At 44.0% G+C, this 24,461-nt stretch carries 14 protein-coding genes; 7 read left to right on the top strand and 7 right to left on the bottom strand.

Annotated features, from left to right (window positions below; translation table 11 throughout):
• Positions 1-2: 2 nt before the first annotated feature.
• Complete coding sequence (gene udk / locus ACFSJE_RS14655; protein ID WP_379831611.1) at positions 3-611, bottom strand: uridine kinase; 609 nt, start codon at positions 609-611, stop codon at positions 3-5.
• Between the two features lie 192 nt (positions 612-803).
• Here udk and ACFSJE_RS14650 point away from each other — a divergent pair, with 192 nt between their 5' ends.
• The 4 genes from ACFSJE_RS14650 (at position 804) to ACFSJE_RS14635 (ending at position 5,590) form a co-directional block, all read left to right on the top strand.
• On the top strand, positions 804-1,289 hold the full coding sequence (locus tag ACFSJE_RS14650; RefSeq protein WP_379831610.1) for an acyl-CoA carboxylase biotin carboxyl carrier protein subunit: 486 nt from the start codon (positions 804-806) through the stop codon (positions 1,287-1,289).
• 6 nt (positions 1,290-1,295) lie between these two features.
• Positions 1,296-2,738, top strand: coding sequence for an acetyl-CoA carboxylase biotin carboxylase subunit (accC, locus tag ACFSJE_RS14645; protein ID WP_379831609.1), 1,443 nt, complete (start codon positions 1,296-1,298; stop codon positions 2,736-2,738).
• A 5-nt stretch (positions 2,739-2,743) separates the two neighbouring features.
• Complete coding sequence (locus tag ACFSJE_RS14640) at positions 2,744-4,285, top strand: acyl-CoA carboxylase subunit beta (RefSeq protein ID WP_379831608.1); 1,542 nt, start codon at positions 2,744-2,746, stop codon at positions 4,283-4,285.
• Positions 4,286-4,381: 96 nt separating this feature from the next.
• Positions 4,382-5,590: a multidrug effflux MFS transporter gene (locus tag ACFSJE_RS14635; RefSeq protein WP_379831607.1), complete on the top strand. Its 1,209-nt coding sequence runs from the start codon at positions 4,382-4,384 to the stop codon at positions 5,588-5,590.
• On the opposite strand, the gene ACFSJE_RS14630 is transcribed toward ACFSJE_RS14635, so the two are convergent.
• The 5 genes from ACFSJE_RS14630 to nagB all read right to left on the bottom strand — a co-directional run bounded on the left by ACFSJE_RS14630 (position 5,587) and on the right by nagB (position 13,082).
• Positions 5,587-6,672: an anhydro-N-acetylmuramic acid kinase gene (locus ACFSJE_RS14630; RefSeq protein WP_379831606.1), complete on the bottom strand. Its 1,086-nt coding sequence runs from the start codon at positions 6,670-6,672 to the stop codon at positions 5,587-5,589. The two genes, ACFSJE_RS14635 and ACFSJE_RS14630, sit on opposite strands and share 4 nt — an antisense overlap.
• A complete protein-coding gene (locus ACFSJE_RS14625) occupies positions 6,665-8,272 on the bottom strand; it encodes a glycoside hydrolase family 3 protein (RefSeq protein WP_379831605.1) in 1,608 nt (535 codons plus the stop codon). The genes ACFSJE_RS14630 and ACFSJE_RS14625 overlap by 8 nt, the downstream gene beginning before the upstream one ends.
• A complete protein-coding gene (locus ACFSJE_RS14620) occupies positions 8,265-9,545 on the bottom strand; it encodes an MFS transporter (protein ID WP_379831604.1) in 1,281 nt (426 codons plus the stop codon). Before ACFSJE_RS14620 ends, ACFSJE_RS14625 begins: the two co-directional genes overlap by 8 nt.
• Positions 9,546-9,555: 10 nt before the next feature.
• Positions 9,556-11,040, bottom strand: a complete 1,485-nt coding sequence (locus ACFSJE_RS14615; protein WP_379831603.1) for a glycoside hydrolase family 10-like protein — start codon at positions 11,038-11,040, stop codon at positions 9,556-9,558.
• A 95-nt stretch (positions 11,041-11,135) separates the two neighbouring features.
• Complete coding sequence (gene nagB, locus ACFSJE_RS14610; RefSeq protein WP_379831602.1) at positions 11,136-13,082, bottom strand: glucosamine-6-phosphate deaminase; 1,947 nt, start codon at positions 13,080-13,082, stop codon at positions 11,136-11,138.
• 172 nt (positions 13,083-13,254) lie between these two features.
• Between nagB and ACFSJE_RS14605 the strand changes: the two genes are divergently transcribed.
• On the top strand, positions 13,255-14,007 hold the full coding sequence (locus ACFSJE_RS14605) for a DeoR/GlpR family DNA-binding transcription regulator (RefSeq protein WP_379831601.1): 753 nt from the start codon (positions 13,255-13,257) through the stop codon (positions 14,005-14,007).
• A gap of 5 nt (positions 14,008-14,012) precedes the next feature.
• Entirely contained in the window at positions 14,013-14,825 is an 813-nt protein-coding gene (murQ, locus tag ACFSJE_RS14600) for an N-acetylmuramic acid 6-phosphate etherase (protein WP_379831600.1), read from the top strand.
• Positions 14,826-14,828: 3 nt separating this feature from the next.
• On the opposite strand, the gene ACFSJE_RS14595 is transcribed toward murQ, so the two are convergent.
• Positions 14,829-15,947, bottom strand: coding sequence for a PQQ-dependent sugar dehydrogenase (locus ACFSJE_RS14595; RefSeq protein WP_379831599.1), 1,119 nt, complete (start codon positions 15,945-15,947; stop codon positions 14,829-14,831).
• A gap of 154 nt (positions 15,948-16,101) precedes the next feature.
• Between ACFSJE_RS14595 and ACFSJE_RS14590 the strand changes: the two genes are divergently transcribed.
• Positions 16,102-24,408, top strand: coding sequence for a T9SS type B sorting domain-containing protein (locus ACFSJE_RS14590; protein ID WP_379831597.1), 8,307 nt, complete (start codon positions 16,102-16,104; stop codon positions 24,406-24,408).
• Positions 24,409-24,461: the final 53 nt, after the last annotated feature.

Raw genomic sequence — 24,461 nt, 5'->3', positions numbered from 1 at the left:
AGCTACACCAATTTATTGTTGATGATGGTTCGTACAATATCCACCGCAACCGTATTGTAGTGGTTATTGGGGATGATGATATCCGCAAACTCCTTTGAAGGTTCAATGAACTGCTCGTGCATGGGCTTGACGGCTGTTTGGTAACGGGTCAGTACCTTTTCCAAATCGTGCCCCCGTTCGCGAATATCGCGTTGCAAACGTCGAATCAAACGTTCATCCGAATCGGCATGCACAAATATTTTAATATCGAACATATCCCGAAGTTGCGGATTGCTCAACACCAAAATACCCTCCACGATCATTACTTTGCTTGGAGGGGTGGGGATGGTTTCCTCCAATCGGGTTTCTTCCACAAACGAGTAGACCGGAATGTCCACCGTTTTTCCCTGCCGTAATTCCTCCAAATGCGAAATCATAAGGTCGAAATCTATGGAATTGGGATGGTCAAAATTGATTTTGCTCCGTTCCTCTTTCGTTAAATGTGAAAGATCGTTGTAATAGGAATCTTGGGAGATCACGCCTACTTCGTTCTCCGGCAATTGGCCCACAATTTGGTTGACAACCGTGGTTTTCCCACATCCTGTGCCCCCCGCTATCCCTAGGATCAGCATACAGATTATTTTAATCCCAAAAGTAAGCATTTGATAAGATTTGCCATCAACCAATGCTTTTGCATAGTTAGTACTGATTTTCGGCATAATGAATGACGGTTGTCATAATCCTTGAAAGTTAATGGCAGTAGCTTTGTGCGGGTTTTGATCATTAATCTTATATTTAGCTAGTAACCAATGGCAACTTTTTTTATGGATAATTCATATACGGTCAAGGTTGACGGCAACTTTGACTTTCCGCTGTCCGAGGATGCTATTTCTGGGTTGGATATCATCAAGTCAGGTAAGGGCAGTTTTCATATGTTAAAAGAGGACACATCATACCATGTTGAGATTGTTTCATCCGATTTCAACAAAGGGTTGTACACCATCAGTATCAATGGAAATGAACACGAGGTTTCCATCCGTACCCCTTTGGATGACCTCATCGAGAAAATGGGTTTTGCTACCAATGGTGCCAAGAATGTCGATTCCATTTCTGCTCCCATGCCAGGATTGATTTTGGATATTTCCGTAGAAGAAGGTCAGGAAGTACAAGAAGACGAACAGCTCTTGGTCTTGGAAGCAATGAAGATGGAAAATATAATTACTTCCCCCCGAAATGGTGTCATCAAAAAGATTAGCGTGAAGCAAGGTGACGCCGTGGATAAAAAACAGCTTTTGATTGAATTTCAATAAGATACCATGAAAAAAATATTGATTGCCAACCGAGGAGAAATAGCGGTTCGCGTCATGAAAACTGCAAAGAAAATGGGTATTCGTACCGTTGCGGTTTTTTCTGAAGTGGACAGAAATGCGCCCCATGTACTATTTGCTGATGAGGCTGTGTGCATAGGACCGGCACCATCCAACCAATCCTATCTAAAAGGGGACAAAATCATTGAAGTGGCCAAAAAACTCCATGTGGACGGAATTCACCCGGGCTACGGTTTCCTCAGTGAAAATGCAGATTTCGCGGAAGCTGTGGAGAAAAATGGTTTGACGTTCATCGGGCCAAAATCCAAAGCCATCCGAATTATGGGCAGCAAATTGGCTGCCAAGGAAGCCGTGAAAAAATACAACATTCCCATGGTACCCGGCATCGATGAAGCCATAACCGATGTCGCCAAAGCCCATGATATTGCCAACGAGATTGGCTATCCGGTTTTAATCAAAGCCTCTGCTGGCGGCGGTGGAAAAGGTATGCGGATTGTAGAAAAAGAACAGGATTTGGAATCCGGGATGAAACGTGCCATTAGTGAGGCTACATCCGCCTTCGGCGATGGTTCCGTTTTTGTGGAAAAATATGTGACTTCTCCACGACACATCGAAGTGCAGGTCATGGCCGATACCCATGGCAATGTGCTCCATTTTTTTGAAAGAGAGTGCAGTGTGCAAAGACGGCATCAAAAAGTAGTCGAAGAAGCCCCTTCATCCATTCTTACCCCAGAACTTCGTGAAGAAATGGGCATTGCAGCGACCAAAGTAGCCAAGGCTTGTGATTATGTCGGGGCCGGTACCGTGGAGTTTTTAATGGATGCAGACCATAATTTCTATTTTCTGGAAATGAACACGCGTTTGCAGGTGGAGCATCCCGTTACCGAACTCATTACTGGGGTCGATTTGGTGGAATTGCAGATAAAAGTGGCCCGGGGTGAAGAACTCCCTCTAAAACAAGATGACCTAAAAATTCATGGGCATGCATTGGAATTACGCGTATATGCGGAAGACCCCTTAAATGATTTTTTACCTAGTGTAGGCACTTTGGAAACGTACCAATTGCCGGTTGGCGAGGGTGTAAGGGTAGATAACGGTTTTAGGGAAGGGATGGATATTCCTATTTACTACGACCCCATGCTTTCCAAACTGATTACCTACGGTAAAACCCGGGAGGAGGCCATGGAGTTGATGCTGGAAGCCATTCAGAATTACAAGGTGAAAGGCGTACAAACGACCTTGCCTTTTGGGAGCTTTGTTTTTGCGCATGAAGCTTTCCGGTCTGGGAATTTTGACACCCATTTTGTGAAGGACCACTATTCCCCAGAAAAAATCCATGAAAAAAATGCCAAGGAAGCTGAAATAGCGGCCCTAGCTTCAATGCATCAATATCTTGAAGATAAAAAAACAGTAAAAATCCCTATAAATTGAGCTCAATGGACCCCAAAATAAAAGCACTGGAAGAAAAATTGGCCCAGGCCCGATTGGGTGGTGGGGAAAAGCGTATCGAAAAACAGCACCAAAAGAAAAAATTGACCGCAAGGGAGCGTATCCATTACCTTTTGGATGAAGGTTCTTTTGAGGAAATGGGCATTTTGGTAACCCACCGTACCACCGATTTCGGCATGGATAAGGAAGTCTATTATGGTGATGGGGTGGTCACAGGGTACGGCACTATCCATGGACGATTGGTGTATGTATATGCCCAAGATTTTACGGTATTTGGAGGTGCATTATCGGAAACTCACGCTGAAAAAATCTGTAAAGTGATGGACTTGGCCATGAAGGTGGGAGCGCCCATTATTGGATTGAACGATTCTGGGGGAGCCCGTATTCAGGAAGGGGTAAAATCCCTTGGGGGCTATGCCGATATTTTTTACCGAAATGTACAGGCCTCGGGCGTGATTCCACAAATATCCGCAGTGATGGGCCCCTGCGCAGGGGGCGCGGTGTATTCTCCGGCGATGACCGATTTTATCATCATGGTCGAGGAGACCAGTTATATGTTCGTGACCGGACCTAACGTAGTGAAGACGGTGACCAATGAGGAGGTGACTTCGGAAGAATTGGGCGGTGCCAGTGCACATGCCGTTAAATCTGGGGTGGCCCATAAAACCTCGTCCAATGATGCGGCTTGTTTGGACGACATCAAAAAACTGATGGAATATTTGCCTCAAAATAATACCGAACATCCTCCACATCAAGAGTATGCATTGGGCGAAGAACTTCGGGAAGAATTGTCGAGCATCGTTCCTGATAATCCCAACAAACCCTATGATATGCACGATGTGATCAAGGGCATTATCGACTCCGAGTCGTTCTACGAAATTCACAAGGACTATGCGGAAAACATCATAGTGGGTTTTGCTCGATTGGGTGGTCGAAGCATCGGAATTATTGCCAACCAGCCAATGTTCCTAGCCGGAGTTTTGGGAGTAAAAAGTTCTCGAAAAGCGGCTCGTTTCACTCGTTTTTGCGATGCCTTCAATATCCCATTATTGGTTTTGGTGGATGTTCCCGGATTTTTGCCTGGTACGGACCAAGAATGGAGCGGTATCATCATGCACGGGGCAAAATTGTTGTATGCCCTAAGCGAAGCAACCGTGCCACGAGTCACTGTCATTACTCGAAAAGCCTACGGTGGGGCCTATGACGTAATGAACTCCAAACATATTGGTGCGGATTTTAACTTTGCTTGGCCATCTGCCGAAATTGCTGTGATGGGCGCCAAAGGGGCCAGTGAGATTATTTTCAGACGAGAAATTGCCGAAGCTGATGACCCTGTGGCTAAATTAAAGGAAAAAGAAGCGGAATATGCAGAAAAATTTGCCAATCCCTATCGTGCTGCACAACGTGGATTTATAGATGAGGTTATTTTACCAAAAGAGACTAGACGTAAACTGCTTAAAGCCTTCGCCATGTTGGAGAAAAAGCATGTGGAGCCACCCAAGCGGAAGCATGGGAATATTCCGTTGTAAAAATGGAACATAGCCACATAAAAGAGTAATAAAAACATAACACTAATACTTTCTTAAAAACTTCATCAATCCATGGGGTATGTCTAATTTTGCGCCATGCAAAAAGAAAATCAGAAACCCAACTTCGAATTTATAGCTCTAATGGCCGCTTTAATGTCCATTGTGGCATTGGCGATTGATGCTATTTTACCTGCAATTTCACAAATTGGTGAAGCTATAAACAGTTACGACTCCAAGGACCATCAGTTACTGGTTACCATGATTTTTCTAGGGCTAGGTGTAGGACAGTTGTTCTTCGGTCCCCTCTCCGATTGTTATGGACGAAAGCCCGTTGTTTATGTTGGTTTTTCCCTGTTTTTAGTGGCGAGTCTCATTTGTTTGTATGCTCCCTCATTGGAAATAATGGTGATTGGAAGAATTTTACAGGGCATTGGTCTATCAGCACCACGAACTATAGCCATATCCATCATTCGGGATACGTATGAAGGCGATTACATGGCTAAAATCATGTCTTTTGTGGTGGCCTTCTTTATTTTGGTGCCTGTTGTAGCGCCAGCCATAGGAAAAGTGATTATGGATGGATTCGGATGGGAAGCCATTTTTTATGCGCAGCTCATTTTTGCGGTCCTTATTTCTGTTTGGTTTTGGAAAAGACAACCTGAAACTTTGCATCCGGAGTATAAAATTCCATTTTCGAGCCATGTTTTTATTGATGGCCTTAAGGAATTTGTCAAGTATAGGGAAACGGTGGCCTTTACCATCATTTCAGGCTTGGTGACAGGAGCGTTTTTGGTCTATCTGAGTTCGGCCCAGCATATTTTCGAAGAAATCTATAACCTAAAAGAAGTCTTCCCCTATATTTTTGCGGGATTGGCCATTTCAATAGGGCTTTCCACCTTTTTAAATGGGACTTTGGTGATGCGTTTTGGAATGCGAAAGTTATCGTGGATGGCTACGTTGGCCTTTACGATTATCGCTTTAATGTATGCTGTGTTATTCTTGAACTCACCAAATCCCAGCATTTTTGTGTTGGTGGCATTTCTATCCGTACAATTCTTTTGCCTTGGATTTATGTGGGGGAATTTTCGTTCCATTGCTATGGAACCCATCGGCCATATTGCTGGAATTGGAGCAGCCATCAATGGTTGTGTATCCACCATTATTTCGATTCCAATAGCCACTTTTATTGGTGAATTTGTGGAACACAGTGTTTGGCCCGTTTTTGTTGGACTGGGTGTTTGTGGACTGGTTTCACTCCTCATCTTTATGATGGTGAAGCGGCCTAAACGGTTGGTGACGGTTTAAGAATTTTCCGGAAAAAAGACGTAGCCACTGCAGGAATCCTCTCGTGCTCCAGTAACTGAGGAAAGTACATTCGTGATACCCTTTAGACGCAGTACTCCCATAAAGGCAAAAACTAAGGCCTCTTTATAGGCAATCAAGGTTTTACTGGGAATGATTACCGTTACAGAAGTACCTAGTTTTTCTTGTAGAGTATCCATAAAGAAATTGTTCAATGCCCCGCCTCCGGTTGCCAAAAGTGTACTTTTGGGTTTGTTGGCATACTTGTGTACCTGCAAAGCAATCTGCTCACAATTATGATGGATAAAAGTATGAAGAAGGTCAGCATCCGTACTTTCTGAAGCTTCAATCAGGGGGACAATCTTTTCGGTGAACCATTCATAACCGGTTGATTTTGGGTGGGGAAGATGATAAAATTCCAACTGGTTGAGTTTTTTCAGTAACGCTTCATCCATTTTTCCACTTTGGGCCAACTTTCCATTTTCGTCATAAGCCATTCCCATTTTATGGGTGATATAATTCAGAGGCATATTAGCCATTCCTATATCGAAAGCAATTCGAGCTCCGTCTTTTTCAAACGAAATATTGCTGATGCCCCCCAGATTCAAGCAGAAATCATATTCATGGAACAATAATCTGTCTCCAATGGGAACCAAAGGAGCACCTTGCCCACCCAAGGAAACATCCGTGGTTCTAAAATCGCACACCACCTGTTTTCCACTCATGTTGGATAAAACCTGTCCATCCCCTAACTGGAAAGTTATCCCATCCTCAGGGCGGTGGTGCGAAGTATGACCATGACTGGCAATAAAATCAACCTCAAGACCCCGCTCCTCAATAAAAGTTTTGGCCTGCTCTCCCAACCATTTTCCATAGTCTATATGAAGTTGGGCATGGTCCTCTTCAGAGAGATAAATGGCATTTTTGAGGTATTCACGTATGTCATCGGAGTACGGTAATTCTTTAGTCTGCTCAATGGAAAATTCCCAATGGCCGTTCTCTTCCCATAGATGGCAATAGGCCATATCCAATCCATCCAATGAGGTGCCGGACATCAACCCTAAAACTTTATAAACACTACTCATATTTGAAGGTTTTTAGTGTGATGGATAGCTTTCCAAGCGCTGTTGCCTCTCCCTTAAAATGACGAACAGCCTCTTCTTGAAATTCTTTAAAATCTTGATAGACCAAAACAGTGTTTGAATTGGAATGCAATCCTAAAATATCCAAAACGTATGGGTTTCCAAATAGGTACAGTAGGACATTTTTTTCTGCTGACAGTTTTTGGATGAAATTCAAAAGCTCTGCATCAAAACCAAACTGATTTTTAGGTTTTATCGATGGAGGGAAAAGAGCGAGCACTACATTTTGATGTTTCTCCAGTTCCTTTTTTATTTCTAGAAATTGTGAGGATAGTTCCCAGGTCTTTTGTTGGAAATCCTCTTCCAATTTTTTGAAAAAATGGTTGCTCTTGTTTGGGGCAAAAGAAAGATTGATGAAAGAAGAATTCCTGAATTCTTTTGCTCCTTTTGGGTTATTAAAAACTTCCGTCAGCGAATTTTTGGCAATCATTCTGTTCAAAACTGAGACATCATTTATCTCTTGGGTTTCAGGAAAACTGTTCGCTGAAAAAGCGATTTCCTTAAGTTTCCATATTCGTTTGAAGCTTTCTTCAATCCGACTTTCAGAGGCGTCGTTCAAAATGTTTTCAATACCCTCTGCGGGGTGCTCGCTAAAACAAAGCACATCCATGCCTGCAGTAAAAGCGGCAGCTTCAAGTTTGCCCGCTTTCGGATATTTTTTTGAGACAGCATGCATGTTCAGGGCGTCGGAAATGATTACCCCTTCAAAACCCAATTTATTTCGAAGTAAACCCGTAATGATTTTTGACGAGGTAGTGGAAGGTTCTTCGCTATCCAATTTAGGCAATGATAAATGCCCCACCATCACAGAATCAACCCCTACTTGAATCAACTTTTGAAATGGAAACAGCTCATTTTTCCTTAGTTCTTCGAGCGATTTATCAATGACCGGTAGTCCTAAATGGGAATCCGTGGCTGTATCCCCATGCCCAGGAAAGTGCTTGATGGAATTTAAGGTCCCCATACTTTTCATCCCTTTTAAAAAAGCTTCTGCCTTAGTGGAAACTTGTTCTTTGTCATCGCCGAAGGAACGATAGCCAATCACTGGATTATCGGGATTGCTGTTGATGTCCACCACAGGGGCAAGGTTCCAATGGATGCCAGCTTTCCTACAATCCAAACCTATTCGCTGACCCACATCAAAAATCAATACATCATTGTTTTGAATGGCTCCTAAGGTAATCGCATAAGGATATTGGGGGGTGTTTTCAATACGCATGGCAAGGCCCCATTCCGCATCCATTGCCATCAGTAGTGGATATTTTGCAGCGTTTTGATAGCGTGCGATAAGTTCTTTTAAACGGTCATAGCTGTTTTCGTTGTGAACAACCGCTTTTTTGCCTTCAAAGTTGGTGGCGGCACTGGCTCGACTGTGAAAAAAGCAAAGCGCACCAATGTGATGTTCCTTAATCAATCGCTCCATTTCTTGAACTTCCTCTTCAGTGTCATTGATGAAAGCGGCCAGCATGAACAATTGCCCCACTTTTTCTTGTAGACTAAGTTGGTCTTGTGCAATTGAATATGGAACGATTTCTTTAGGCATTGGTTTCATTGGTCTTTTTGCCGTAATCAGCGGGATATTTTAGAAATTTGAGCACCAAAAATGCCGGTATGGCTGCTATCACCACCCAGATAAAGAAGCCATCATACCCCAACCATTCCTGAATGTATCCGCTGACCATTCCGGGTAGCATCATGCCCAAAGCCATAAACCCGGTGGCTATAGCGTAGTGTGATGTTTTTGAAACGCCTTCGGCCACAAAAATAAGGTACATCATAAAGGCAGTAAAACCGAATCCATACCCAAATTGTTCCAAAATCACGGTGCCAACGACTGCGTAAATACTGGTGGTTTGAGTAACGGCCAATAGCGCATAAAGGGCGTTTGGGAGGTTAAGGGCCAGTAGCATGGGGAGCATCCATTTTTTTAGTCCATCCCGGGAAATTAGGATACCTCCCAGTATGCCTCCAAGGGATAGCATAATGATTCCCACGGTTCCGTAAATGGTTCCGACGGCTTCTGTGGAATATCCCAAACCGCCCACTTCCAATTTGTCCAATAGAAAGGGAGAGGTCATTTTCACCAATTGTGATTCCCCTAAACGATAGGTTAGAATAAACAACAGCGCTATTCCAATTTGATTTTTCTGAAAAAATGAAGCAAAAACCTGCAAAAATCCTCCTGGTTTTTCTTCGAGTTTGGTGTGTTTGGTTTCAAATTTAGGAGCACTAAAAAAATTGGCAATTGTCAATATTAGCATGAGCACCGCAGCACATACCATGGTCATGGACCATGCTTTGGTATTGTCTCCATACTTGTTTTCTAAAAATCCGGCAAAAATGACCAAGAGCCCTTGTCCGGTAACCATGGCCAACCGATAGAAGGTACTTCGTACCCCAATAAAAAAGGACTGTTTTTTTTGGGTGAGCCCCAACATGTAGTAGCCATCCGAAGCAATATCATTGGTGGCCGAAGCGAAAGCAGCCATCCAAAAGAAAGCCAAGGTGATGATGAAAAAGGAATTGGAGGGAACAAAAAGACCTATGCCCAAAAAGGCAGCGGAAATCATCAGTTGCATGATCAAAAACCAGTTTCTTTTGGTTCCATTTAAATCCACGATGGGACTCCAAAGTGGTTTCAGTACCCAAGGAAGGTAAAGCCAACTGGTATAGAGTCCGATTTCAGCATTACCGATACCGAGCCGTTTGTACATGATTACGGAAACGGTCACCACCAAAATATAGGGAATCCCTTGGGTGAAATAGAGGAAAGGAATCCATAGCCAAGCATTTTTGTCTTTTGGTGCGACACTCATTTTCGTGGTTTTAAAAATTTAAAGGTAGCACTGCGCTTTCATCGCCGAAGGCGTCGGATACAGAAATACCCACCTTGTTTCTTTGTTGCTTTTTGGTCAATTTGAGCTGAAAACAGCCTGAATTTTGACTTTCGGAAAGATACTCCTTTCCTATGAGTTGTTTTTCGTCGGCATTCAGTTGATAGTAATTCAGGAATCTAGGCACGGAATCGGTATGTGAGATGCAGATGTCCAAAACATCATTTTGTTTTTGAACAGATTCAATTCCGGGAAGCTGAATTTCCCTTAAAGTTCTTTGCGGTGTTGCAGGGTTTTCAGCGGGGAACCTGTAGAATTTTCTTTTTAGAGTCTTTACTACTTTTTCGTGCTGACCAATCAAAGATTTGGCACTAAAAAAGATGTTGCCGTCAATATTTTTCTGCTCTCTGGCAAAGGTCAACTGTTTTGGAATTTCCTTCTTTTTGTCCCAAGCTTTATCACTGTTGTTTTTGATTTTGTAGGCTCCGTTCCCGAGATACAAATTGGTGTTGGGAGTGGTATTGGCCCACCAAGAACCTACGGCTCTATGGGAAGCGTGTGGGTAGTCCATACTCCAATAGGCTTGTGGCGCCAAATAGTCCAACCAGCCTTCTTTGACCCAAAGGACAGGGTCTGCGTACAAATCTTCATAGGTGGTTTGTCCCGCCCTGGTATCTGAACCTGAAGGGTCTGTGCTTTTGTTTTTCCAAACGCCAAACGGACTGATGCCAAATTGTACCCACGGCCTGTTTTTCTTGATGGTTTGGTAAACATTTTTCACCAAGGAATCTACATTGCTACGCCGCCAATCCTCTAAGGTTTGATTGGGCAAACCGTAGGTTTGGAATGTCAGCGAATCGTTGAATACTTCACCTTCTATTTTATAGGGATAGAAATAATCATCAAAATGAATGGCATCCAACTCATAGTTAACCACCAATTCCTCTACGATTTTGGCGAATTTCTTTTGTACCTCGGGCAATCCGGGATTGTAGTAGTATTTTTTGCCATATTTCACCATCCAGTCCGGGTGCTGGTAAAAATCATGGTTTTGGGAAAGGGCCAAAGTATCCAAATCAAATGTAGCACGATAGGGATTAAGCCAAGCATGGAATTCCATACCCCGTTTATGAGTCTCCTCAATCATCCATAACAATGGATCATCAAAACCTTGGGGAGCTTCCCCTTCTTTTCCGGAAAGATATTTGGACCACGGCGCCAAATCAGTCTTGTAAAAGGCATCGCCAGCGGTTCTCACTTGGACAATTGCAGCGTTGAAGTTCAACTCTTGATAAAAATCCAGAATGGCGGTAAAATCCTGCTTTTTTTTCTCTGGGGAATCATTTGGATTTTTGGGCCAGTCAATATTAGCCACTGTGGCAATCCAAACACCCCTAAACTCGGTTTTAGGAGCCTTGGTAACCGCACATGAAGCTAAAAAAACAAAGAGAATCGATAAAGATAAAATGGTACGCATAAAAGCTGAAAAGGCCTACTTTAAAACTAAATGTAGGCCTTTTTGAATTAATTAAACAATTAAAACTACTTAATGGAAATTTTCAATACGTGCTGTTATTTGGAATCAAATCGATAGCGAACAAAACCTTCCATGGCCTCGTATTCTGCCATGCCCAACGCATTATATCGATTGGCAGTGAGCTTGTTTCGTTGCTCGGCACGTTGCCAGAACTCCCTTTCGTCATTTCCGGGGAACATGGCACTGTCTTTTTGGGATTGGTGTTTGAAAATGGCATTGATTTTTCGTGCCATATCTTTTGGGCCAATGGGTACGGCCATTTCCATATCTGCAATATCCCATTCTTGCCAAGCACCGCGATACAACCATACGTAACAATTTCGTATCCAGTCAGAACCTTCATCCAACAACCGTTGAATGGCCCTGAAAATCACATCCAAACAAACCCTGTGGGTACCATGTGGGTCGGAAAGGTCACCCGCGGCAAAAATTTGGTGTGGTTTTATCTTGTTGAGCAGCTGATAGGTGATTTCAACATCCTCATCGGAAATTGGCTTTTTTCGAACCGCTCCGGTCTCGTAAAATGGGAGGTTTTGAAAGTGTGCATTCTCTTCAGGAACACCACAATAACGACAAGCAGATAGCGCCTCTCCCTTGCGAATCAATCCTTTAAAGTTTTGAACTTCCGCACTGTCTATTTCCCCAGGTTTTTTTGAGGCGAGGAACTCACGAACCTGCTTGAACTGCTTTTTAAGTTCTTTGTTTTCTTTTTGTACATCAGTGGCAAAATCCAAGAAACGGATGACCTCATCATCAAAAACCGCAATATTTCCGGAGGTTTGATATGCTACGTGTACATCATGTCCTTGGTCCACCAATCGCAATAAGGTGCCACCCATGGAAATCACATCATCATCAGGGTGTGGACTGAAAATCAGGGAAGTTTTAGGGTATGGCTGTGCCCTTTCTGGACGTTGGCTGTCATCGGCATTGGGTTTTCCGCCAGGCCATCCAGTGATGGTTCGTTGCAACTGATTGAAAACAGAAAGGTTGATTGATTCTGCAGAACCCACCTCGGCAATCAAGTTCCCCATTCCGTATTCGTTATAATCCTCATTGGTCAATTTCAATATGGCTTTGCCCAATTTTTCGGACAACCAAATGGCAGCTGTTTTAATCAATTTTTCATCCCAGTCGCATTCAGTGACCAACCAAGGGGTTTTGACACGGGTTAAAAAGGAAGAAGCAGCATCATCGATAACAAAGTCGCAATTTTCATGATGTTGCAGGAATGTAGCCGGTACAGATTCTTTGATTTCACCCTCCACTGCTTGATGGATAATGGGTGCCTTGCCTTCTCCCCATGCCATTAGTATGATTCTTCGGGCATTCATAATGGTCCCAACACCCATGGTGATGGCTCTTCGAGGAACGTTTTCTTCCCCAAAAAAGTCGCTAGCGGCATCCAATCGGGTAACTCTGTCCAAACGAACCAAACGCGTTTTGCTGCTCAGGGATGAACCTGGCTCGTTAAAACCTATATGTCCGGTTCTACCAATTCCCAATATTTGGATATCGATTCCCCCGACATTTTGAATTTTCTCCTCATAATCCGCGCAGAATTTCTTGATATCGTCCTTGGGAAGGTTTCCATTTGGGATATGGACGTTGAACGGTTCAATATCAATATGGTCAAACAGATGCTCGTTCATAAAACGCACATAGCTGTGGATGGAATCGGGTTCCATGGGAAAGTATTCGTCCAAATTAAAGGTGACCACGTTTTTAAAGCTTAGCCTTCCTTCTTTATGGAATTGAACCAAATAATCATAAACTTTGGTAGGAGTGGAGCCAGTGGCCAAACCAAGGACCGCTTTTTCCCCTTTTTCCTCCTTTTGTTTGATCAGACTTGCAATCTCATTGGCAACGTACCAAGAAGCACTTTCTGAATCTTGATAGATGTGTGTGTTGATTTTTTCAAACTTCACAGTTTCCGTGTCCAGTGCCTCTGGTTTTGCTGGATTTTTGACCAATTCTTGCATTATTTGTCAGGATTAAGAATTAAAACTGGACAAATATACGTTATGTTTGCAGTATTTTGCAATATATTTGCTGTTTTATGCGTTTTTTCGACGGACAACATTGATTCGGACATAAACAGCATAATCTGGAATAGTTTTCTACTTTTGAATCTGAATTGCAATGACGCATTTAATGCTTAAAGAAGAAAGACAACATGCCATCCTTAATGAGGTTGAGCTTCACAACCGGGTTTTGCTGACCGATTTGGCGGAGAAGCTGGATGTTTCCATCGATACAGTTCGGCGTGATGTAAAGGAATTGGACGCTGAGAGCTTGTTGGTAAAAGTGCATGGTGGTGCGGTATCCTTGGGTTTTGTCAATCACAGCCCAACACGAAGCAACAAGGTATATGCACTGGACAAGAAAATAGCGATAGCCAAAAAGGCGATAAGCTTACTGCGTGAAAACAGTGTTGTTTTGATTGATGGTGGCACCACTTGTTTGGAGCTCGCGCGGTTATTGCCCACCAACCTAAAACTAACGTGTTTTACCTTGAGTCTTCCAGTCGCTATGGAATTGTTGAGCAAACCGAACGTGCAAACCATATTTATTGGAGGAACGCTTTCACCCGATTCTCAGATAGCCATGGGGTCAAGCACCATTCACGCTTTATCGGAAATAAAAGTGGATTACAGTTTTATTGGAACAGGTTATGTGGATGCCCAATTTGGTTTAACGGAGTTTGATTGGGATGTGGTCCAGACCAAGAAGGCCGTGATAAACGCTTCCAAACGAACGGTGCTTTTGTGCATTTCGGAGAAATTGAACTCCCAACATCGGTTTAAGACCTGCGATTTAAATGTAATCAACACCATGGTGACCGAGCTGGAACCTTGGGATGAAAAACTAGCCGCTTTTAAGAATATGAACATTCAATTATTGTAACCCCTGTGAAGAAACACATCAAAATAACAGAAGAACCTTCGTTGTACGACCGTTTGGAAGAAATGCCAAGTTTGGACATCGTGCGCAATATCAACAATGAGGATAGGAAAGTAGCGGAAGCGGTGGAAAAAGTATTACTCAAGGTGGCGCAATTGGTGGATGAAACCGCAATACGATTTGAAAAAGGAGGGCGCTTGTTTTATATTGGTGCCGGTACCAGTGGGCGTTTGGGTATTTTGGATGCTTCGGAAATTCCGCCAACCTTTGGAATGCCTTACGATAGGGTCATTGGGTTGATTGCCGGTGGTGATACCGCTATCCGAAAAGCTATTGAATTTGCAGAAGATGACTTGGAACAAGCTTGGAAGGATTTACAGGAATATAACATCAACTCCAATGATGTTTTGGTCGGAATTGCAGCTTCGGGAACCACACCTTATGTTTTGGGAGGCATCGCAAAGGCGAAAGAGCATGGCATATTGACTGCTGGAATCACCAATAATCCTGGGTCGCCCTTGGCTACAGGGTCTGATATTGCCATAGAAGTGAATGTTGGGCCAGAATTTTTAACCGGAAGTACCCGTATGAAAAGCGGAACCAGCCAAAAAATGGTGCTCAACATGATTTCCACTGCCCTTATGATACGAATTGGTCGGGTGAAAGGAAACAAAATGGTGAACATGCAATTGAGCAACACCAAATTGGTGGACCGCGGTACCCGATATATTATGGAAGAACTCGGCCTGAATTACGAAGAGGCCGAAAAAGCCCTAAAACAATACGGTTCGGTAAAAAATGCGGTTGACGCTTTAAAATAAATGTTATTTGGGGGCCAATCGAACAATTCCCTTACCCTCAATCCCTACATAGATATACCCATCCGGTCCTTGGCGTACGTTTCGGACCCTTCCCATACCATCCAATAGTTTTTCGCGGTAAGTAACTTTGTTATTTTTTAGTTCGAGTCGCTCCAAATATTGAAAGGATAGTGAGCCCACTAGCAAATTCCCTTTCCATTTGGGGTACTTGTCCGATGTCACAAAGGTCATTCCTGAAGGGGCAATGGAAGGTGTCCATTGGTATAGAGGTTGCTCCATGCCTGGTTTTGATGTTTCATCCGTGATTTTGGTGCCACTATAATTAATGCCATAGGTGATGACTGGCCAACCGTAATTCTTGCCTTTTTGGATGATGTTGATTTCGTCCCCACCGCGAGGGCCATGCTCATGCTCCCAAATTTTTCCGGTTTCAGGATGTTTGGCCAATCCTTGAGGGTTTCTATGTCCATAACTAAAAATGGCAGTCTTTGCTCCGGATTTTCCCACAAAGGGATTGTCATCAGGAATACGACCATCGTCATGGATACGGTATATTTTACCGCCATCGCGCATGATGTCCTGTGGGTTGACATCTCTATTTCCGCGTTCCCCTACTGAAAAATAGAGGTAACCCTCATTGTCAAACTCCAATCTGGAGCCAAAATGCTGTCCACGGGTTGAGTTGGGCTCTGCTTTGTAAAGCAATTGCTTTTGAGTTAGCTTATTATTGGATAGTTTCGCACGCATGATGGCCGTATTTCCACCTTTTTCATCACCTTCCGACGAAGCGTAGGAGAGGTACAGCCATCCATTTTCTTTATAGTTGGGATGTAGTTCAATGTCCATCAATCCACCTTGGCCGCGAACATAAATTTCAGGGAGATTGCCAATTTTGGTAGTTTTTCCAGAGTCAAAATGTATGAGTTCCCCAGACTTCTCCGTTATCAACAGACTGCCATCCGGGAGGAATGCCATTCCCCAAGGGTTCTGTATGCCAGAAACGATGGATTCTACAGTAAAATCAAGGGTTTTGGGAAGATTTAAGTTTTTATCCGGAGTTTGGGCGCAAGATGTACCGAGCAGTACAACGAAAAAATACTGAAATATGATACTTTTTTTCATAGTTTTACGTTGAAATTATAGATTTCATAGATAAACGGCTACATTTTGGTAGTTGAGTGTTGAAGATAAATAGATTTTTATAAGTATATATAATTACTATAAAGAATATTAAGGTCCCAAATCTGACGTATTCTGCCCTAACAAGACTTAACCTATGCTCCCTCAAAAAACAAGGCATTTGCTATATGCCGTGTTGATGGTGTTCATATCCATATTTTGTTCCACGGTATTAGCAAAGACAGAGGTCAACCGGATACTTACCAGAATAGTATCCACTGTTTCCGAAAAAAGTGCTGATGAAAAAGCGGAGATTCCCGCCGAAAAAACTTCAGCTACTCAGGCGGATGCATCTTTTGCTGCCAGTAGCAGCATGTTCTTGACCATTATTCAAGGGGCCAATGAAGAAGTGGTTTGCCCCAACGATGGTAGCACACTCGCAAAATTCTTTCTTTGCGGTACCAGCGACATCCGAACCATTACACTGAGTCAATCCGGTACCAGCTACCAATGGCAAAAGCTGGACCCTAATACCTGTGCACCTACGGTAGTGGATGATTGCCCTACAATCAATGGGGCCTGTACTTGGAATACGGTAGGTACCGGTGCCACATACAACCTTTCCACGGCGGGTGAGTTCAGGGTGCGTGTGAACTCAGGACAATATTATTACTTCAAGTCAACCTTGAACCCATTGAATCCCCAGTTGATCAAGGAGGATATCATTTGTGGAAATCCAGGTAGGGTAGAGGTGACCAACGTACCCGCTGGTTATGAATACAGCTTGAACAGCGCTTCGGGACCGTACCAAGATGCTCCCTTCTTTGATATTACTGCTCCTGGAGACTACCGTGTTTATGTGCGATTGAAAAATGTATCTGCCACTGCTTGTGTGTTCCCATCTAATGTGGTGACTATTGGCGATTTGGACATCAATGTGGATGTTACCGCAAATGACATTCTTTGTAGCAGTGAACTGGGCAGTATAGACGTTCAAGTATCTGGTGTTCCTGGTTTCTATACCTATAGATTGGTCAAAAATGGGGTTACTGTGGATACCTTCGGGCCAAACGGAGCCGATTCCTATACCTTCGCCAATGTTAGTCCAGGTACGTATAGCATTCGTGTAGAGACCAACAATTGCTCTGAAACTGTTACCACCGATATCAACGGAGACCCTATAGTCATTGGAAATGGAATCAGTCCACTAGCCGTATCTGCAACTGCTTCAGACAGTTTTGGGTGTGGTGCTACTTCGGTAAATGTAAATCTAACTACTTCTGGAGGGACCGCTCCTTATCGCTTTAGTGTGGATGGAGGACCCTTTGGTTCCACTTATACAGGTTCCACAACATTTTCCGTTACTTCCGCCGGAACCTATTCTATTTTGGTGGAAGATGCCAATGGATGCCAGCGGAGTGCCTCTGTGGATGTTCCGGATATTCCACCACCTATTTTCAACTTTACGGAACAAGATGCCAATTGTGGTGGGGCCAATGATGGTAGAATCACCATTAATGTAACCAACGGATTTGGTTATGAAATCGAATATAGCATCAACAATGGCTCAACTTTTCAGATAAGTAACACCTTTTCCAACTTGGCGCCCGGGACCTATAATGTGGTATTGCGGTATGAGCAGGATTCGTTTACCTGTACCACAACCCCGCAAACAGCCACGATTGGGACACCGTCGACCATTACAGCAACAGCTACACCAGATTCGGTGCCTAACTGTACCAATGAAAATGGTGGACAAATCACGATTTCTGGGGTTTCTGGAGGAACCGCTCCCTATGAATACAGTGTAGGAGCCGGATTCAGCACTAACCCTGTTTTCACCAACTTGGGCGTGGGTACCTACACTCCAATGATTCGAGATGCCAATGGATGCGTCCAGACCTTATCTGATATCGTTTTCAATGCCTTGAACAAACCTACCAATTTGGATTTTACCATTTCCAGCTTGGATTGTATCACGACCACGGCTTCGGTTGGATTGACCGTTACGGGAGGTACAGGTCCGTATACCTATGAAATTATAGCACCAGCGGCTAGTGCTGTGAACAATGGAAACAACAATACATTCAGTGGATTGGGATTGGGAACCTACACCTTTAGGGTGACAGACAATGCTGGCTGTTCGTATGATGAGAATTATGCCATCACCGATATCAGTTCCATTGGGGTTCAAGGGCAACAAACCAAGGTGGTCACCTGTGTTGGTGATGCTGATGGTGAAGGACGTTATTTAGTGGACGGGTTTAATTCAACCTACAGTTACAGCATTGATGGAGGCCCTGTTTTTACCGGACAGAGCGCAAGCATTATCCCGCTGACTGGATTGACCGCGGGGAGCTACTTGATTTCCGTTACGGATGAAGAGACCAATTGTACCGATACAGCTACTTTGGTGATTGAAGAGCCTTCAATTGCCTTTGCAATTTCCAGTTTGGATGTGACGGCGATGAGCTGTCAAAATGGAAATATTGGAGCCGTTCGCATCAATACCGTTGGAGGATGGGGTGGTAATCGATACACCTTAACTCAACCTGATGGCTCTACAAGAGGGCCAAAAAATGGGAGTACGTTCTCTAATTTATCCCAAGATGGAACCTATCAAGTAAGTGTTACCGATGCCAACGGATGTACCGTGACCGATAGTTTTACCTTGACCCGATTAGATGCTCCAACCTTAACCTTGGACAATGGTGCCTCGGATTTTTGTTATGACAACTTTACTGCTTCTACTTTGGTGGTGAATGCTGCTGGTGGTTTAGCGCCGTATCAATATCGAATCAATGGAGGAACGCTAGGTGCCAGCAACACTTTTGCTGGATTAACCCCTGGAAACTATACCATTGAAGTAGTGGATGCCAATGACTGTCGTGATACAGTGACAGCAACCATTCAGCCACAGGTGGTCGCCAATGCAACAACCATTCAGGAATTGGATTGTGCCGGCCCTCCGGGACAAATTCGAGTGAATATCAGTAATGGATATACCTCTGGTGGAAATTATGACATTTATGAAGTAAGTATCAATGGAGCCCCATATACTTCGGATAACAACAACATCACTGGAAATTCATTTATATACAGTGTACCGAATGATGGTTCCATTATTACAGACACCACTTTTCAATTCCAGATTACGGACAGCCGCGGTTGTGTAACGGAATCCAACATCGTGACCATTTCCCCACCCGAAACCATTGCAGGTTCAGTTGTGGGTACCGATACCCAATGTGGTGACAACACTAGTGGAATTGTGCAATTGATTCCTGATACAACCCAGGGAGTTCCTCCTTATGAATTCAGTAATGATGGTGGAACAACCTTTGGCACTCAAAATTTCTTCTCTGGATATGGTCCCGGAACCCACGGGGGATTCGTGATTCGTGATAGCAGAGGATGTGTGAGTCCAGCTTATGACGTTACCATTGGTGCCAGTACCCCATTGGATGCTACGGCCACTCCTACGGATGCGGTTTGTTCGTCCAGTACGGTGAATGGTTCCATTTCAACCACAATAAACAACGGTGTAGCTCCTTTTGATTACATTCTTCTGGATGTGGCAGGTAATTTGGTGGCTTCCTCAACGGGGACTGCCAGCACAACAGTGAATTTCCCCAATCTTCCAGTTGGAAATTATACTGTGGTCACTACAGATGCCTCGGGTTGTGAAGACCGTGATGAAGTGGTCATTGACCAAAATACCTTGGATTTGATTCCGTTGGACTCTGATCCATTATTGTGTTCAGAAACCTCTTTCCCATACCGAGTTAGGGCTACCGGGGGAACCGCACCTTACGAATTTAGGCTGGTAGGAGAACCTACTTTCAATCCAGCTACTTCTGGAGGAGACACCTATGATTTTACGGGGCAAGTTGTGCCTGGCGTCACCTATTTTGTCGAAGTGAGGGATGCCAACGGCTGTACCTATATTGAGGAGATTGACCCCATTGGACCTTCAAACCCAGTTACGGTTACGGCGACCACCACTTCTGCTTCATGTGATGTTGCTGGTAGTGGAAGTATTGATTATAATATTACAGGAGTTTCAGCTCCTGGAAACTTTACTGTTACCCTTCAAAATACAGATTCAGGTGCTATCGAAACCAGTCAAACATTGACTGGCCAGGCTATTCCATATAATGGAACGTTCACAGGATTAGCTCCTGCCAATTACCAAATTATTGTGGAGGACGATTCCACCGGATGTAGCTCAAGCACCTTGGTTTTCATAAGTTTTAGCTCTCCATCCATTACCATCGATAATTTTGTGGAAGCTACCTGTAATGCCGGGGCTTTGGTTACTGTGAGAGGTTTTGGCAGCAACGGACCTTTCAATTATGCGTATGTTCCCACGGGGGACCCTGCGCCGACGGTATTTTCAGCATCAACCACTTTTGAAATACCCGGACCGTACCCAACAACCTATGATTTCTATGTGCAGGATGCCAATGGTTGTACCGCTTTGACCTCCTTACCAGTCACTCAGGAAGCTGGCGTACCCAATCCGGTGATTGACGTTGTGAATCAATGTACGGCTACAAGCGGATATCAAATTAATATGGTGTCTCCATTGTCCACTGGTTCTGGACTTCCAGAGGAGACCTTCCAGTATGATATTGGCAGTGGTTTTCAAAATGGGACAACTTTTATCGTTCCCAATCCGGGAAGTTATGTGATTACAGTTCGGGATGGAAACGGATGTACCAATACCGTTACCGCGGAAGTCTTCGATTTCTTCGCCATCAGTGCGGATGCCACCTCGTTCCCAACCTGTAATGCCGGAGATGGTGTGATTACTGTGAACACGACCGGCGGTAGTGGTAATTTTGAATACCAACTTCGTGACGCAGGGACTTTGGCCAATATCGGTCCAGTGCAATACACCAATGTATTCAATAATGTGTTGCCCGGTGATTATAATATTTTGGTAACGGATTTGAACTCCAATACCTCACCATTATGTTCCGATGAAGCCATAGTGAATGTATCCACGGTAAACACCCCAGTCATTACCGCAACACCTAGTAGCGATGTTACCTGTAATGGAGCGGATAATGGAACTATTTCTGTGGAGCTTCAACCCGGAACGGATACCGATACACCAATCAATTACATCCTGTATGATAGTGGCTCGAACATTGTTGCAGGACCTCAAGGTTCTCCTGTTTTTGATGATTTGCCACCAGACACCTACACGGTTGAAGTGGTTTCGGATAGGGGATGTACAGATTCAGTGGGTGGTATTGTTATTGGTGAACCATCTGTACTTCAGGTAAGTGCAGTGAATACGGAGTTTAGTTGTAACCCATCCAGCAATCAGTTCAGTACGGCAACCATTACCATCTATACCGATGATAATGGAGACGGAACCGGAACTGCCACAGGAACTGGGCCTTACACTTATAGTATGAATGATGGTACCCCTCAGTTTGACGGTACCAACTTCCAAACCAGTAATACGTTTGAGGTAATCGATAACGGTACCAATCAAACGATTACACTAACAGCCCGTGATCAGAATGGCTGTGAGGAAACTTCAACAGTGACCATCAATAGTCCTACCGATATTACCTTCAGCTATGCTGTGAATCAAATTACCTGTGATGCTTCAGGAAGTGGAGTGAGTCCAGGAACCATCGATATTATCATCAATGAAGGCCCCGGAAATTATCAGGTGGAAATCCTGCCATTGGGCTCCGAACCCGCTCGAACTTCTGGTGGGTCCGATCGTGTGACTTGGGATATTGCCACGCCAGGGGATTACATTTTTGCAGTGACCGATATTGGTAATGGAGGTTGTTCGTATCTCACCACAACCATCAACATGCCGGAATACAACAACATTGAGGCCTTGATTGCCGAAGTGCAACCAGTGACCTGTTTTAATGGAAATGATGGTCAAATCAGTCTCGCCATCAACAATTACAGCGGCACGTATAATTATGAAGTTTTCTCTAGAGACAATAGTGGCGTTGAGACTTCAACAGGGGTGACCGGAAGTTTTGACACCAATGCACCGATTAATTCACCTGAAATCATTGGCGGATTGCCTGCGGGTAACCTTGTAGTGCATATTGAAGCCTTGGATTCGCCCTTCTGCGATGTGGTGAGTAACGTGACTACGGTTCGCTCTCCGGATAGGGCGCTTACGATTGCTGCTATAGAAACCAATCCGGTGACCTGTAATGTACCTGGGTATGGCGAGATCACAGTAGCTGGTGATGGTGGCTGGGGTACCTATGAATACCAATTGATTGCCCCTGATGGCGTGACAGTGTTGGTGGATTACCCAAATACTAACCCTATTTTTGAAGATTTATCCACAGGAACGTATACCGTTAATGTGAGGGATATTAGAGGTTGTGAAGCCTCCAATACCATCAATTTGCCTTTGCCAATTCCAATTTCTGCTGATATTCAAGTGGTGCAGCCTTTGGCCTGTAACAATGATAATAATGGAATTATTGAGGCGTATAATGTAGCTGGAGGTCAAGGGCCTGGAAATTATTTATTCCAATTGAACCGAATTACAGATGGCACTAACAGTGGACTTCAAACCACACCAACATTTGCCAACTTGTCTGCTGGAGATTACACCATTACCATTTTTGATGGATGGAACTGTAGCTTTACAACCATACCAATAACCGTTCAAGATCCTGAAATTGTGGTGGCTGAATTGGTAGAGTTGCAACCTCCCGGTTGTGGCGATTTGGGTAGAATGGAATTGAGTGTCACCAATCCGGAACCCGGTGTGGATTATTTCTATCGTAGGTCCGGTAGTTCGGACCCATTCACGCCATTTGGCGCAGGAATGACAAGCGTTGAAATTACTGCGGACATTACTTTGGACCCAGGACCGTTCCAGTATGATGTCCAAAACTCCAATGGATGTCCTTACGAGCGTTCCAACCAAATTTCACTGGATCCTGCTGCACCTTTGGTCATTGCTTTGGATTTAACCAATGCAACCATCAACTGTGCTGGTGAAGCAACAGGTATTATTCGTTCTGAAGCCTTTGGGGGTATTGGTAGCTACAGGTATACTTTGGTAAACTCTGATGTGTTGCCGATAAACCCTGCAAATATTATTCGTCCGTCCCAAGATTCTGGAATTTTTAGGGAATTGAACCCTGGTACGTACTACGTGTATGCGCAGAGTGGGGGATGTGAGGCCATTTCGGACCCAATTGTCATCGAACCAAAACCACCTTTGGTATTGGAATATTTGGAAGCCGTTCCAGTGATGTGTGCTGGGGATACCAATGGACAGATAATTATTGAGGCCAGTGGAGGAACTGGTGCCATTCGCTATTCCATTTCCGATACCTTGAGTGAATTCTTTGAAGGAGATGACCCTGATAATCCAAATCGAAAAACATTTACCGATTTGTCGCCAAGAACCTATGATATCATCATTCAAGATGATTTGGGATGTACCATAACCCGAACTGTCGAGATTACCCAACCCATGGAATTGGTGGCTGTAATTGCATCCACTACCCCAGAAGTTTGTATGGGCGATGGTGACGGTACACTTACCCTTGAGGTTTCAGGAGGTACGGCACCCTATTATACCAGTATAAACTCTGCGGATGATGCTGACTTTGTACAAAATGACACCATGTTCTTTGATAATCTTCAGGGTGGGGAAACCTACGTGATTTTTATCAGGGATGCCAACGGATGCCAGACCAACGTGGTTGCTGAAATCGGAATTGGTATTGAGCTTATTGCCGAGCCTATTGTTCAATATGGTTGCGAGGGAATATTCCCAAATAGTACCGCCACAGTGTCCATTGCTGATGAATCGCAGATACCGCATCTATTGTTTGCTTTGGATGTGGAGGATATTGCAATGGCTACGGAACAAAGAACCTTTGGAGATCTTCCAGCGGGTGAGCATACGGTTTATATTTATCACGAAAACGGATGTGTGACTTTTGTTGAGTTTGAGATTGATCAATACGAACCATTGACCCTTGAAGCTATGAAAACTGGACCCAACGAGGTCACGGCCATTGCTGCCGGTGGTTTTGGAGAGTATGAGTATTTCTTCCAAGGCGAATCGTATGGGGAGACCAATACGTTCAACATCAACATAGATGCCAATATCAACATCATGGTGAGAGATCGCGAGGGCTGTGTGGCCAATTTGGTGATGCCTTTCAATTTTGAAGGAATGCCAGAAATGCCTAATTTCTTTACCCCAGATGGAGACAACCTGAACGATTACTGGTATCCTGGCAACCGCGAATTTTTCCCGGATATCGATGTCATCATTTATGACCGATATGGACGTGTAGTTGCGCGACTGGATCAAGTCAAGAAGTGGGATGGAACGTACGAAGGAAGTCCATTGCCAACGGGGGATTACTGGTATGTAGTCAATGCCAATGACCGCGAAAAGCAACGGTATGTAGGTCATTTCACTTTATACCGATAGTCGGCGTTGGTCTTTTTTACTATATTTACGGAATAGCTTACAATTAGTTTGAA

It is taken from the genome of Flagellimonas iocasae, assembly GCF_042682725.1.
Classification (GTDB): Bacteria; Bacteroidota; Bacteroidia; order Flavobacteriales; family Flavobacteriaceae; genus Flagellimonas; species Flagellimonas iocasae.
This window is presented reverse-complemented; position numbering and strand designations above follow the sequence as displayed.

Excerpts from the sequence above, each read along its gene's own strand:
- ACFSJE_RS14640 (WP_379831608.1), top strand. The coding sequence starts at position 2,744 with ATGGACCCCAAAATAAAAGCACTGGAAGAAAAATTGGCCCAGGCCCGA.
- ACFSJE_RS14625 (WP_379831605.1), bottom strand. The coding sequence starts at position 8,272 with ATGCCTAAAGAAATCGTTCCATATTCAATTGCACAAGACCAACTTAGT.
- ACFSJE_RS14630 (WP_379831606.1), bottom strand. The coding sequence starts at position 6,672 with ATGAGTAGTGTTTATAAAGTTTTAGGGTTGATGTCCGGCACCTCATTG.
- ACFSJE_RS14595 (WP_379831599.1), bottom strand. The coding sequence starts at position 15,947 with ATGAAAAAAAGTATCATATTTCAGTATTTTTTCGTTGTACTGCTCGGT.
- ACFSJE_RS14620 (WP_379831604.1), bottom strand. The coding sequence starts at position 9,545 with ATGAGTGTCGCACCAAAAGACAAAAATGCTTGGCTATGGATTCCTTTC.
- ACFSJE_RS14605 (WP_379831601.1), top strand. The coding sequence starts at position 13,255 with ATGCTTAAAGAAGAAAGACAACATGCCATCCTTAATGAGGTTGAGCTT.
- udk (WP_379831611.1), bottom strand. The coding sequence starts at position 611 with ATGCTGATCCTAGGGATAGCGGGGGGCACAGGATGTGGGAAAACCACG.
- accC (WP_379831609.1), top strand. The coding sequence starts at position 1,296 with ATGAAAAAAATATTGATTGCCAACCGAGGAGAAATAGCGGTTCGCGTC.
- ACFSJE_RS14590 (WP_379831597.1), top strand. The coding sequence starts at position 16,102 with ATGCTCCCTCAAAAAACAAGGCATTTGCTATATGCCGTGTTGATGGTG.
- ACFSJE_RS14635 (WP_379831607.1), top strand. The coding sequence starts at position 4,382 with ATGCAAAAAGAAAATCAGAAACCCAACTTCGAATTTATAGCTCTAATG.
- nagB (WP_379831602.1), bottom strand. The coding sequence starts at position 13,082 with ATGCAAGAATTGGTCAAAAATCCAGCAAAACCAGAGGCACTGGACACG.
- ACFSJE_RS14615 (WP_379831603.1), bottom strand. The coding sequence starts at position 11,040 with ATGCGTACCATTTTATCTTTATCGATTCTCTTTGTTTTTTTAGCTTCA.
- ACFSJE_RS14650 (WP_379831610.1), top strand. The coding sequence starts at position 804 with ATGGATAATTCATATACGGTCAAGGTTGACGGCAACTTTGACTTTCCG.